At 72.6% G+C, this 12,537-nt stretch carries 10 protein-coding genes, 1 tRNA gene and 1 pseudogene; 9 read left to right on the top strand and 3 right to left on the bottom strand.

Going from position 1 to position 12,537, the window contains the following annotated elements; genetic code table 11:
• Positions 1-31: 31 nt before the first annotated feature.
• Complete coding sequence (locus HDA43_RS08235) at positions 32-649, bottom strand: DUF6286 domain-containing protein (protein WP_179819145.1); 618 nt, start codon at positions 647-649, stop codon at positions 32-34.
• A gap of 148 nt (positions 650-797) precedes the next feature.
• Here HDA43_RS08235 and HDA43_RS08240 point away from each other — a divergent pair, with 148 nt between their 5' ends.
• Complete coding sequence (locus tag HDA43_RS08240; RefSeq protein ID WP_179819146.1) at positions 798-1,991, top strand: amino acid deaminase/aldolase; 1,194 nt, start codon at positions 798-800, stop codon at positions 1,989-1,991.
• Between the two features lie 168 nt (positions 1,992-2,159).
• On the opposite strand, the gene HDA43_RS08245 is transcribed toward HDA43_RS08240, so the two are convergent.
• On the bottom strand, positions 2,160-2,498 hold the full coding sequence (locus HDA43_RS08245; RefSeq protein WP_179819147.1) for a DUF3618 domain-containing protein: 339 nt from the start codon (positions 2,496-2,498) through the stop codon (positions 2,160-2,162).
• A gap of 111 nt (positions 2,499-2,609) precedes the next feature.
• Here HDA43_RS08245 and bcp point away from each other — a divergent pair, with 111 nt between their 5' ends.
• Positions 2,610-3,077: a thioredoxin-dependent thiol peroxidase gene (gene bcp, locus HDA43_RS08250; RefSeq protein WP_179819148.1), complete on the top strand. Its 468-nt coding sequence runs from the start codon at positions 2,610-2,612 to the stop codon at positions 3,075-3,077.
• An 11-nt stretch (positions 3,078-3,088) separates the two neighbouring features.
• Here bcp and HDA43_RS08255 read toward each other — a convergent pair whose 3' ends face one another.
• Positions 3,089-3,325: a hypothetical protein gene (locus tag HDA43_RS08255; protein WP_179819149.1), complete on the bottom strand. Its 237-nt coding sequence runs from the start codon at positions 3,323-3,325 to the stop codon at positions 3,089-3,091.
• A gap of 109 nt (positions 3,326-3,434) precedes the next feature.
• Here HDA43_RS08255 and HDA43_RS36640 point away from each other — a divergent pair.
• The 7 genes and pseudogenes from HDA43_RS36640 to HDA43_RS08290 all read left to right on the top strand — a co-directional run.
• Positions 3,435-3,563: pseudogene (locus HDA43_RS36640) on the top strand (HNH endonuclease); the annotation flags it as partial.
• Positions 3,564-3,609: 46 nt separating this feature from the next.
• Positions 3,610-3,682, top strand: a tRNA-Leu gene (locus HDA43_RS08265).
• A gap of 610 nt (positions 3,683-4,292) precedes the next feature.
• Positions 4,293-6,650 carry a M4 family metallopeptidase gene (locus HDA43_RS08270; protein ID WP_312873105.1) on the top strand — a complete coding sequence of 786 codons (2,358 nt, stop codon included), beginning with the start codon at positions 4,293-4,295 and terminating at the stop codon, positions 6,648-6,650.
• 379 nt (positions 6,651-7,029) lie between these two features.
• Entirely contained in the window at positions 7,030-8,220 is a 1,191-nt protein-coding gene (locus HDA43_RS08275) for a sensor histidine kinase (protein ID WP_312873107.1), read from the top strand.
• 20 nt (positions 8,221-8,240) lie between these two features.
• Complete coding sequence (locus tag HDA43_RS08280) at positions 8,241-8,906, top strand: response regulator (RefSeq protein ID WP_312873108.1); 666 nt, start codon at positions 8,241-8,243, stop codon at positions 8,904-8,906.
• A gap of 258 nt (positions 8,907-9,164) precedes the next feature.
• Entirely contained in the window at positions 9,165-9,938 is a 774-nt protein-coding gene (locus tag HDA43_RS08285; RefSeq protein ID WP_179819151.1) for an ABC transporter ATP-binding protein, read from the top strand.
• Positions 9,939-9,941: 3 nt separating this feature from the next.
• Positions 9,942-12,461 (top strand): ABC transporter permease, encoded by a 2,520-nt coding sequence (locus HDA43_RS08290; protein WP_179819152.1) that lies wholly within the window; start codon positions 9,942-9,944, stop codon positions 12,459-12,461.
• Positions 12,462-12,537 lie beyond the last annotated feature (76 nt).

Consider the following 12,537-nt stretch of genomic DNA (forward strand, 5'->3'; position numbering starts at 1 on the left):
CGTCCATCCGTCTCCCCCGTCCACCGGCCATCTAGAGCCTCCGCCTGCGGAGCCGTACCACGATCTCCCCCTCGGAGATCGCGCCCAGGCCCGCCAGCCGGTCGCCCACCACCGTGCCGACCTGGCGGAGCAGGGGGCCGGTCCGCTCGGCGCCGCTGATGACCGTGATCTCGATGTCCCGCGCGCCGAGGCGCACCCGCGCGCCGGTCACCTCGTCCACCGACTCGGCCGCCGCCCGGAGCGTACGGCGCAGCGCGCTCCTGGTCAGGCCGATGTACAGCCGCGGGTCGGAGGTCTCCAGCGGCACCAGCCGGGTGCGTCCCGGCAGCAGCGCGAGGGTGAGCAGCGCGGCGCCGGCCACGATCGCGCCCAGCGAGACGAGGATCACGGCGGGGTCCGACCAGGCGGCGGCGCCGGGCCCGACGGCGATCCTCCGGTACGGCACCCGCCCCAGCGGGTGGTCCGTCACCATCCCGACCGTCACCCCGGCGGCGGCCGACAGCGCGGTGGACGTCATCAGGGCGACCACCACGCCGGCCGGGCTCCTGGCCGGGCGGAACAGCCGTACCGCCCGGCGGCGGGCGGCGTGCTGCTGCTCCTCGGCCGTCGTCCCCCCGACTCCCGCGGTCTCCTGAAGGCTACTCGTCACGCCCCCAGGCTTAACCGGCCGGAGGCCCTCGCGCGGGCCGCGACCTGCCATTTTCATGATCTTGGGATCGCCCTGGCGGGAGACTTTACCGCCGCCCACCGAACATGAATACTACTCATGTTCGGTGTCGCCGGGTTATCCTGCGGTCATGGACGACCGTCAGCGCTACGACCGGGCCACCGCGCACCTGGACCCCCCGTTCGCCGTCCTCGACCTGGCGGCCATGCGCTCCAACGCGGAGAGCATGGTCCGGCGGGCCGGCGGCAAGCCGATCAGGGTCGCCAGCAAGTCGATCCGCTCCCGCCCCGTCCTCGAACGGATCCTCGCCATGGACGGCTTCGCCGGCATCATGGCCTTCACCCTGCCCGAGGCCCTCTGGCTCGTCTCCACCGGGCTGCGTGACGTGCTCGTGGCCTACCCCACCGCCGACCGCGCCGCGCTCGCCGAACTGGCCGCCGACGGCCGTGCGGCCCGGGAGATCACGATCATGGTCGACCACCCCGACCACCTGGACCTCGTCGAGTCGGCCGTGGCCGGCGTCCGCGACCGCCACGAGATCCGGGTCTGCCTGGACATCGACGCGGGGTTCGTCGCGCTCGGCGGCCGGCTCCGGGTCGGCGCCCGCCGCTCCGCCGTGCGCGAGGCCGACCAGGCCGCCGACCTGGCGGCCGACATCGCCAAGCGGACCGGCTTCCGCCTCGTCGGGCTGATGGCCTACGAGGCCCAGATCGCCGGAGTCGGCGACGCCGCGCCGGGCAGCCCCGCCCGCACCCGGGCGATCCGGTGGATGCAGGCCAGGTCGCGGCGCGAGCTCGTCTCCCGCCGGGGCCGCATCGTCCACGCCGTCCGCCAGGTCGCCGACCTGGAGTTCGTCAACGGCGGCGGCACCGGCAGCATCGAGAAGACCGCCCGCGAGAAGGCCGTCACCGAGATCGCCGCCGGATCCGGCTTCTTCCATCCCCGCCTGTTCGACTTCTACCGCGGCTTCACCGGCCGGCCCGCCGCGCTGTTCGCCCTCCCGGTCGTCCGCCGCCCCGCCCCCGGCGTCGTCACCGTCCTCGGCGGCGGCTACCACGCCTCCGGCGCCCCCGGCCCGGACCGCCTCCCCCAGCCGTATCTCCCCTGCGGGCTGCGCTACGACCCCGACGAGGGCGCCGGGGAGGTCCAGACGCCCCTCCTCGGCCAGGCGGCCGAGGACCTGCGCGTCGGCGACCGCGTCTGGTTCCGCCACGCCAAGGCCGGCGAGCTGTCCGAACGCTTCGCGCGCCTGTACCTCGTCGACGGCGAGAAGATCGTGGAGGAGGCGCCCACCTACCGCGGTGAGGGCCGGACCTTCCTCTGAGACCGGACCCGCGGCCTTCGCGGCGCGGTCCGCGAGCCTTCGCGGACCGCGCCGTGAGCCTTCCGCGCGGCCCGGACGGCGAGCCCGTGGAGCGCCGACCGGCCGCGCCCCCGGGCCTGGCCGGGTCAGCGGGCCGGGTCGCCGACGCCGGCCGTACGGCCCGCCGGGTCAGCGGCGGCGGCGCCGCCAGAGCAGGACCGCCGCGCTGACCGCGAGCACCGCCCCCACACCCACCAGGATCGGCCCGAGCTCCGGCTGCTCCCCGGCCCAGAGGTCCTCCGGCTCCTCCCCCGGCCGCACCGGCCGCGGGTTGAGCCCGACCGCCTCACCGACCCGCTCGCCCACCGAGACCAGGAACCTCCTGGCGTCCGACTCGGCCTTGGCGACCGTCCGGCGCGCGACGTTCTTCGGGCTCACCCGGTCGGCGATGGCATCCACCGTCTGGGCCAACTCGGCACGGGTCCGCGCGATCCGCCGTTCCAGCTCCATGGGATCGGTGTCCGCCATGGCTCTCCTCTCATCGCCCTTGACATCGATCAGTCTGTCAGGTCCGTCCCCCCGACGACACTTCGGGCCGACCGGTAAGTTGACCCGGGAACGATTCCACGGAGGGACACAATGAAACTCGAGCCCGGCGACGCCGCCCCGGACTTCGCCCTTCCCGCCGCCGACGGCACGACCGTCTCCCTGGAGGGGCTGCGCGGCAGGCGGGTGATCCTGTACTTCTATCCCGCCGCGATGACCCCGGGCTGCACCAAGCAGGCCTGCGACTTCCGCGACAGCCTCGACTCGCTGGCCGCCGCCGGCTTCGCCGTACTCGGTGTGTCGAAGGACTCCCCCGCCAGGCTGACGAAGTTCGCCGAGCGCGACGCGCTGACCTTCCCGCTGCTGTCGGACCCGCAACTGGAGGTCCACAAGGCGTACGGCGCGCACGGCGAGAAGACGATGTACGGCAGGACCACCGTCGGGGTGCTGCGCTCCACCTTCGTCATCGACGCCGACGGCAAAATCGAAAAGGCCCTCTACAACGTGAAGGCGACCGGCCACGTGGCCCGTCTCCGCCGCGAGCTGGGCGTCGACCAGTAGCTCTTCCCCTTTTACAGCCATTCGAGCGCACCCCGGGGATTGTCGGTCGCACCGCCCGTCCTCGGGGCGTGCCCATCAAATATGAATACGCCCCCGAAATGCCGGCCGAGGCGGCGGCGGAATCCCTCGGCGTCACCGAGGTCCCCCGCCGCCTGGGCATGACCGTCGCCGGAGGCGACCACGCCCACATCAGCCGTCGGCCGAAACGCTTCGGGATCGTCACGTCCCATTTCCTCGGCCAGGCTCACCACGGGGAGGTTGCTCGTCCCGGCGTCTGTCACCGGGCCGGATTCTCCGCGCGCTCCCACCCGGCTCCCACCGGATCAGGCCCCCGTGCCGCGCCGGGCGCCGCGGGAAGTGGGCGCGCCCTACCGGTGCGAGGGCTGTAAGATCGGGGGAGCCTGGCCGGGCCGGGCCCTGACCCCGCACGTCGGCCACATCAACGGCGACCGGCTCGACAACAGAATAAAAAACTTGCGATTTCTCTGCCCGAACCGCCATTCTCAGACAGAGAATCTCGCAGGAAAAAGCAGGGGCCGTAGCCCAACGGTAGAGGCGGCAGTCTTAGGAACTGTACAGAGCGGGTTCGAATCCCGTCGGCCCCACAAAGAATCGAAAGCGATTCGACGGTCCTCAGGCCCGTGAACCCCGCCGTGACCGTCTCGCCGCAGGACGCGTTCTTCATCGAGCACCCCCGGAGGGAGAAGGGCGCGAGGTCGCGGTCCGCGGTCATCCGTGAGGCGCCGCGACCGCCGCGTGAGGCGCCCCTCGGGGAGGAGCGCGCCGCCGCCTTCCCGAACGTCTCCCTGCGCTCCGCCCGCCGCGCCGTACCGCGCCGGGTCGGCAATGGGCCCCATCCGTACCCGCCGAAACCCGGCCGTGAACGACGGGTGGGGCCGTGAACAGGATCTCCACGCGGTGATCACTCTCGTCACCAAATCGTGAAAATTCATCTTTTGACCGAAATATTGACGGCGATCTCACGGCAGGGTCAAATCCTCTCAGCCCCAGTGCTACCGACGAGTCCCTCCCCTCCGCCGTTCACCTCGCCAGGCGCGCAGCGTGCGTGGACGCGCTCCGGGACTCGCCACCACGCACCACGGCGGACCACGGACACCCCTCCGAAAAGATCCCGTGGCCGCCGCTCAGCAAAGGAGCACCCGCGTGAAACGCTCTGTCGCGTTTGCGCTCGTTGCCTCGGCGTCAAGCCTCGCCGTGGCACTGTCCGCCCCGTCCGCCGGAGCCGTCGGGCTGACCGCCCAGGCTCCGCCGGCCGCCTCCCCCGACACTCCCGCCCAGGCCGCCGACCGCCTGGTGGAGTCCGAACCGGCGATCCTGCGGGCCTCTCCCAAGGACCGCTTCCTGCGCCACAGCGCTCTCGCCACCAAGGACGGGCTCAACTACGTCGCCTACGAGCGCACCTACGCCGGCCTGCCGGTCTACGGCGGCGACTTCGTCGTCGTGACGAACGCCACCGGCGGCGTGCTGAGCACGTCGGTCGCCCAGACCGAGCCGCTGAGCGTCTCGACCACCCCGAAGATCGACGCGGCGAAGGCCGCCGAGATCGCCCGGACGCAGATCAGCGACCCCGCCGAGGTCGCCGCGCCGAAGCTGTCGGTGATGGCCCAGGGGCGGGGCCGGCTGGCCTACGAGGTCCTGGTGACCGGCGCCGACCGCGGCCGCGAGAGCAAGATGCGCGTCTTCGTCGACGCGGTGACCGGTGAGGTCGCCGAGAAGTCGGACGTGGTCAGGGACGGCTCGGGGGCGAGTTACTACAACGGCCCGGTCACCATCGGCACCTCCGGCTCCGGCACGTCGTACTCCATGACCGACCCGGCCCGCCCGGGTATCCGCTGCGGCGGTCAGGGCGGCACCGCCTACACCGGGACGGACGACAGCTGGGGCAACGGCTCGGGCACCGACCTGGAGACCGCGTGCGTGGACGCCATGTACGCGGTGAGCCAGGAATGGGACATGCTCAAGAGCTGGCTGGGCCGCAACGGCATCGACGGCAACGGCAGCGGCTTCCCCGCGCGGGTCGGCCTGAGCGACGTCAACGCCTACTGGAACGGCAGCTACACCAACTTCGGCCGCTCCCAGGACGGGCAGCGTCAGGCGACGCCGATCGACGTGGTGGCCCACGAGTTCGGGCACGCGATCTTCCAGACCACGCCGGGCGGTTCGAGCGGCAGCAACGAGAAGGGCGGGCTCAACGAGTCCACCGGTGACGTCTTCGGCGCGCTGACGGAGTTCTACGCCAACGAGCCGAGCCAGTACGACCCGCCGGACCTCAGCGTGGGTGAGGAGGTCAACCTGGTCGGCGACGGCCCGATCCGCTACATGCACAAGCCGTCCCTCCTCGGCGACCCCGACTGCTACTCCTCCTCGGTGCCGAACATGGAGGTGCACGCCGCGGCGGGCGTGCAGAACCACTGGTTCTACCTGCTCTCGATGGGCACCAACCCGACCAACGGCCAGCCGGTCAGCCCGACCTGCAACAACACGACGGTCACCGGGGTCGGCATCCAGAAGGCCGGCCAGATCTTCATGGGCGCGCTGAACCGCAAGACCACGACGTGGACCCACCAGCTCGTCCGCAAGGCGACCCTGGAGGCGGCGATCCAGCTGTTCCCGGGTTCCTGCACCGAGTTCAACGCGACCAAGGCCGCGTGGAACGCCGTCAGCGTCCCGGCCGCCTCGGGCGAGCCCACCTCGTGCGGTTCGACGAGCAACGACTTCTCGATGACGCTGAACCCGGCCTCGGCCAGCGTGCAGGCCGGCCAGCAGGCGACCTCGACGGTCGGCACGCAGACCACCTCGGGCAGCGCGCAGAGCGTGACGTTCTCGGCCTCCGGCCTGCCGTCGGGGGCGACCGCGTCCTTCAGCCCGGCGTCGGTGACCTCGGGCGCCTCCTCCACCATGACGATCTCGGTCCCGGCGGGCACGGCCGCGGGCACCTACAACGTGATCGTCACCGGTGACGGCGCCAGTGTGGACCACACGGCCACGTTCAACCTCACGGTCGGCACGACGGGCAACGTCGTCTTCAACGACACCTTCGAGACCGACCTGGGCTGGACGGTGAACGCGAGCGGCACCGACACCGCCACCACCGGGAAGTGGGAGCGCGGTGACCCGGCGGCGACCTCCTCGGGCGTGACGCTGCAGCTCGGCACCACCGTCAGCGGGTCCAACGACCTGGTCACCGGCCGTCTGGCGGGCATCGCGGCGGGCGACTACGACGTGGACGGCGGCCTGACGAGCGTCCGTTCGCCGGAGATCGCGCTGCCGTCCGGGACGCTGACGCTGACGTTCTCCTGGTACCTGGCGCACCTGAACAACGCCACCAGCAGCGACTACTTCCGGGTCCGCGTGGTGAGCGGCAGCTCGAACACCGTGGTGTTCCAGCAGCTCGGCGCGGCCTCCGACCGGGCCGGGGCCTGGCAGACGGCGACGGTGAACCTGTCGTCCTACGCCGGTCAGACGGTCCGCCTGCTGGTGGAGACCGCCGACGCCTCGACGGCGAGCCTCATCGAGGCCGGCGTCGACGACGTGAAGATCACCAAGTCCTGATCCGGCGGCTCCGGCGTGGCGGCCCGGCCGTCACGTGAACGTCGCGGCCCCGGTCCCCTCCCCAGGGGCCGGGGCCGCTTCGCACTATCCCCATCGTCACCGGCCGGCGTGTTCTCCCGAGTCGCCGGCCCGGCGGGCGGATGTCTCCCGAGTCGCCGGGCCGCGCGGTGCGTCCTCACCATCGCGCGGCCCGGCGTTGTTGTGATCCGCCATCACAAACGGTCTCCCTTTACTCACCCCGGAGGGTGCTCCCAGCCACCATGATGCCCAAGAAGCGGTAAAGCACACGTAAGCCGTACAAAATGTGCTACCTGGGTCGTACACCGTGCTCCCCCCTGAGGGGGAAGGGGACCGATCCACCCGTACGTATCGTGGGGATGTGTTCGGCAGACTGCACTCCTGGGGCCGGCGGCACCCGGCGGTCGTGGACCTCCTGTGGCTGACGCCGTTCCTGCTGATCTCGTTCGCCAACCTTGAGCTGCTCCGCTCCGGGGACGCCCACCTGATCGGCCGGGACCTCGGGCCCTGGGGGTTCCTCGCACTCGCGGTGGCGCTGGTGGCGCCGATGTTCTGGATGCGCCGCCACCCGCTGGCGGTGTTCACGGCCGTCTCGCTGGTCAGCTTCGCCCAGTGGCTCGCCGAGGTGCAGCCACAGTTCTTCAACCTCTCCGTGCTCATCGCCATGTACGGCGTGGCGTCGCACTGCACGCCGCGCTGGGCGGTCGGCGCGCTTCTCACCTCCGAGCTGGGCATCTTCCTCTCCCTCATCCAGTCCCCCGGCGACCCCGACGGCAGATCCTTCGCCAGCTCCTCGGTGTTCGTCGTGGCGATCTGGATCACCGGCATCTACACCAGCACCCGCCGCCGCTACCTGGAGGGCCTGGAGGAACGGGCCGAGCGGGCCGAGCGCGAGCGCGACCAGCAGGCCCGGCTGGCCACCGCCGCCGAGCGGGCCCGGATCGCCCGCGAGCTCCACGACGTGGTCGCGCACAACGTCAGCGTGATGATCGTCCAAGCCGACGGGGCGGGCTACGCGCTGGGCGGCGGAAACCCCGACACGGCCCGCGAGGCGATGAGGACGATCTCCGCCACCGGCCGCCGGGCCCTGGCCGAGATGCGCAGGATGGTCGGCGTGCTGCGGGCCGACGACACCGCCGAGGAGTACACCCCGCAGCCCGGCCTGTCCCAGCTCGACGACCTGGTGACGCGGGTCCGCTCCTCCGGCCTGCCGGTGGACCTGCGCGTCACCGGGATCCGGCAGGCCCTCCCCGAGGGGGAGGAGCTGACGGTGTACCGGATCGTCCAGGAGGCGCTGACCAATACCCTCAAGCACGGCGGTCCCGGCACGCGGGCCACGGTCGAGATGGAGTACGGCGTGCGCGAGCTGCTGCTGCGGGTGACCGACGACGGCCGCGGCGCCGCTGCCCCCCGCAGCCCGGACGGCCACGGCCTGGTCGGCATGCGAGAGCGGGCCGCCGTGTTCGGCGGGAGCGTCGACGCCTGCCCCCGGCCCGGCGGCGGGTTCCAGGTGACGGCGCGGCTACCGGTGGGCGAGCCCGCGGCCGGTTGAGCGAGAGGGGTGCGCGGGACGTGATCCGCGTGATGCTGGTGGACGATCAGGAGCTGCTGCGGACGGGGTTCCGCATGGTGCTCGGGGCGCAGCCCGACATCGAGGTCGTCGCGGAGGCGGGCGACGGCGCCGCGGCGGTCCGGGCCGCGCGGACGGCCGGGGCGGACGTCGTGCTGATGGACGTGCGGATGCCCGTCATGGACGGGGTGGAGGCGACCCGGCTGATCCGCGCGGAGCCGGACGGGCCGCGGGTGCTGATCCTCACCACCTTCGACCTGGACGAGTACGCGTTCGCCGCGCTGAAGGCCGGCGCGTCCGGGTTCCTGCTCAAGGACGTGCCGCCCGCCGACCTCGTCAGCGCGATCCGGTCGGTGCACAGCGGCGACGCGGTGGTGGCGCCGAGCACGACGCGGCGGCTGCTGGAGCGCTTCGCCGTACACCTCCCGTCGCCGGGTACGGCGGAGCCCGCGGCGCTGGACGGGCTCACCGCGCGGGAGCGCGAGGTGCTGGTGCTGGTGGCGCGGGGGTTGTCGAACACCGAGATCGCCGCCCGGCTGGTCCTGGCCGAGGCGACGGTCAAGACGCACCTGGGCCGGATCCTGGCCAAACTGGGCCTGCGGGACCGGGCGCAGGTGGTGGTGTACGCCTACGAGAGCGGCCTGGTCACCCCGAACTCGGCGGGTTAGCCGCCCCGCCGGCCCCGGCTCTCTCCCTCCCGGCTCCCGCCGAGCCCGCTCGGGGTCCGGGCCCGGGAGCCCTCGCCCGGGACGGGCCGGGCCGGGTCGGCCGAATGGCCGATGCCGGGCTACCCCTCCGGTGGGAACCGCCGCTCCGCGCGGGCCCTTCGGCGGAGGACAAGTCCGTCCCGCAGTCCGATGGCGGGCGTTTCCCCTGGCAATAGCGTTTTCCCGTCATCAATGGCTGTTGTCGCAAGGAGAGTTGACGTGACCCTCACCGGTGGAGAGGTCGGCGCGCGAGGCGCGCGGGAGAAGGCGGCGCCCGCCGTGGTCGCGAAGGGGCTGACGAAGAGCTACGGCCGGGGGGACACGACCGTGCACGCGCTGCGCGGGGTGGACGTCTCCTTCGCGACCGGCGCCTTCACCGCGATCATGGGGCCGTCCGGGTCCGGGAAGTCCACGCTGATGCACTGCCTGGCGGGCCTCGACACGGTCAGCGGCGGGCAGGTGCACATCGGCGACGTCGAGCTGACCGGGCTGGGCGACAAGCGGCTCACCCTGCTGCGCCGCGAGCGGATCGGCTTCATCTTCCAGGCGTTCAACCTGCTGCCGACGCTGACCGCCGAGCAGAACATCCGGCTCCCGCTGGACATCGCCGGCCGCCAGGCCGACCAGGACCTGTTCGACCGCGTGGTGGAGACCGTGGGCCTGCGCGACCGGCTCGGGCACCGGCCGACGGAGCTGTCCGGCGGCCAGCAGCAGCGGGTGGCCGTGGCCAGGGCGCTGATCAGCAAGCCGCAGGTCATCTTCGCCGACGAGCCGACCGGCAACCTCGACTCCCGCAGCGGCGCCGAGGTGCTGTCCTTCCTGCGCACGTCGGTGCGCGAGCTCGGCCAGACGATCGTGATGGTCACCCATGACCCGGTGGCGGCCTCCTACGCCGACCGCGTGGTGTTCCTCCGTGACGGCCTGCTGGTCAGCGAGATCCACCGGCCGACCCCGCAGAGCGTGCTGGACACGCTGATGAAGCTGGAGGCCTGAGGGATGGTCAAGGCGACACTCGCCGGGCTGCTGGCGCACCGGCTGCGCCTGCTGCTCACCTCGCTGGCGATCGCGCTGGGCGTGGGCTTCATCGCGGGCACCTTCGTGCTCACCGACACCATCGACGCGGGCTTCAGCCGGCGGTTCGCCGCGGCGGCCGACAAGGTCGACGTCGCCGTGCTGCCCGCCCCGGGCACGGACCGGCAGGTGCCGCCCCACATTCCGGCGGCGGCGCTGGAGAAGGTCCGCGCGGCCAGAGGGGTCGCCGACGCCCAGGGGCTCGTGCGGGGCACCTCCGCCCTGATCGGCAAGGACGGCAAGGCCGCCGGCGACTACCCCACCTCCGGCCTCTCCGTCGTCGAGGGCCCGCTGAACCGCACCGAGATCACCAGCGGCGCGGCGCCGAAGACCGACGCGCAGGCCGTACTCGACGAGAACACCGCGAAGACCCGCGGTTTCAAGGTCGGGGACCGGATCACGGTGCTCGACTCGCGCGAGGCCAGGCACGAGTTCACCCTGGTCGGCCTGTTCGACGTCGGCCTCGACCAGGAGCTCGGCTACACCGGCGCGGTCGGATACACCACCGCCATGGCGCAGCGGATGACCGGGCAGCGCGTCTTCACCGAGATCGACGTCGTGGCCGCCGAGGGCGTCTCCCAGGAGCAGGCCCGCACGGCGGTCGCCGCCGCCCTGGGGCCGGGCTACCAGGTCGTGACCGGGGAGAAGTTCGCCGACGACCTGGCGAAGCGGAACGGCGCGGACACCGGGATACTCAAGACGGGCCTGCTGCTGTTCGGCTTGGTGGCGATGTTCGTGGCCGCCCTGGTCATCTACAACACCTTCACCATCCTCGTCGCCCAGCGGACCAGGGAGATGGCGCTGCTGCGCTGCATCGGCGCCACCCGCGGGCAGGTCTTCGGCTCCGTCCTGCTGGAGTCGACGGTCGTCGGCCTGCTCTCCTCGGCCCTCGGGCTGCTGCTCGGCTACGGCCTGAGCCTGGGGGCGCTCACCGCGCTGACCTCGCTCGGCGCGCCGCTGCCCACCGGCGTGGCCCCCACCCTGACACCGCGCACGATCGGGCTGGCCGTGGCCCTGGGCGTCATCGTCACCGTGGGCGCGGCGCTGCTGCCGGCCCGGACGGCGACGCGGGTCGCGCCGATCGCGGCGCTGCGCTCGCAGATCGAGGAGCGCACCTTCCGGACCGGCGTCGTCCGGATGGTCCTGGCGGCGCTGTTCCTGCTCGCCGGCGCGGGCGTCACCGCGGCCGGGGTCGCCATGGACCCCGGCGAGACCGCGCTCTTCGTCGTCATGGCCGGCGGCACGGTCTTCTTCCTGGGGGTGCTGGTCTTCGGCCCGGTGCTCGTCAGGCCGCTCGGCGCGCTGGTCGGCTGGCTGCCCGCGAAGCTCGCCGGGGTGCCCGGCAGGCTCGCGATGGACAACTCCGGCCGCAACCCCCGCCGGTCGGCCACCACGACCGTGGCGCTCACCGTGGGCGTGACGCTCATGACCCTCATCGCCGTCATCACCGGCACCGTACGGACGACCTTCACCGAGCGGCTCGACGAGCAGTTCCCGGTGGACTACCTGATCCAGCCGCAGGACCGCGACGCCACGCTCCCCCGCGCCCTGGGCCAGGGGCTGCGGAACAGCCCCGAGCTCGCCTCGGTCGTGGCGTTCCGCGAGAAGATCACCAAGGTCGGGGACCGCGGCGCCGAGTTCCGGGTGGGGACCTTCACCCCGGCGCCGGGCTTCCGGCCGGAGCTCGACAAGGGCTCGATCGCGCTGCTCACGCCCGGGACCGCGGTCATCGGCCGGCATGTCGCCACCGACCTGGGGCTGAAGGTCGGCGACCGGATCACCGTGCGGACCGCCAGGGCCGGCACGGTGAACCTGCGGGTCGCGGCCACCTTCAACCCCGAATCCGGGGTCCTGCCCCCGGTCACCGTGCCGGAGGGCGACTTCGACCGCTACTTCGGCGCGGTCGGCGACAGCCGGATGATGATCAACGCCCGGGACGGCGTCGGCGCCGACGTGGGACGCCGGATCGTCGAGGCGGCGGCGCAGCCGTACCCGACGGCGAAGGTCGCCAGCGCGGCCGAGGTCCGGGGCCAGTTCGAGGAATCACTCGACATGATGGTGATGATCATCACCGGCCTGCTGGGCCTGGCGGTGCTCATCTCCCTGCTGGGCATCGCGAACACGCTCTCGCTGTCGGTCCACGAGCGGACCCGGGAGTCGGCCCTGCTGCGGGCGCTCGGCCTGACCCGGCCCCAGCTGCGGCGGATGCTCTCGGTGGAGGCGCTGATCCTGGGGCTCATCGGCGCACTGGTCGGCGTGGCGCTCGGCGTCGGGTTCGGCTGGGCCGCGACGCGGACGATGGTCGACGACGTCGCCTTCCAGGTGCCGGTCACGCAGATCCTGGCGTTCGTGGCGCTGTCCGGCCTGGCCGGGATCGTCGCCGCCGTGCTGCCGGCCCGCCGGGCCGCCCGCGCCTCCATCGTCGGCTCCCTCGCCACCGGCTGACCGGCCGGCACGGCGGCCGGGCGCCCGCGGGGCGGCGCGCGTCGAGCGGAGAAGTACGCACACGGCCGGGTCGCCC

Source organism: Streptosporangium sandarakinum, from assembly GCF_013409935.1.
GTDB lineage: Bacteria > Actinomycetota > Actinomycetes > Streptosporangiales > Streptosporangiaceae > Streptosporangium > Streptosporangium nondiastaticum.

Coding starts and splice junctions, on each gene's coding strand:
- HDA43_RS08290 (WP_179819152.1), top strand. CDS start 9,942: ATGGTCAAGGCGACACTCGCCGGGCTGCTGGCGCACCGGCTGCGCCTG.
- bcp (WP_179819148.1), top strand. CDS start 2,610: ATGAAACTCGAGCCCGGCGACGCCGCCCCGGACTTCGCCCTTCCCGCC.
- HDA43_RS08245 (WP_179819147.1), bottom strand. CDS start 2,498: ATGGCGGACACCGATCCCATGGAGCTGGAACGGCGGATCGCGCGGACC.
- HDA43_RS08240 (WP_179819146.1), top strand. CDS start 798: ATGGACGACCGTCAGCGCTACGACCGGGCCACCGCGCACCTGGACCCC.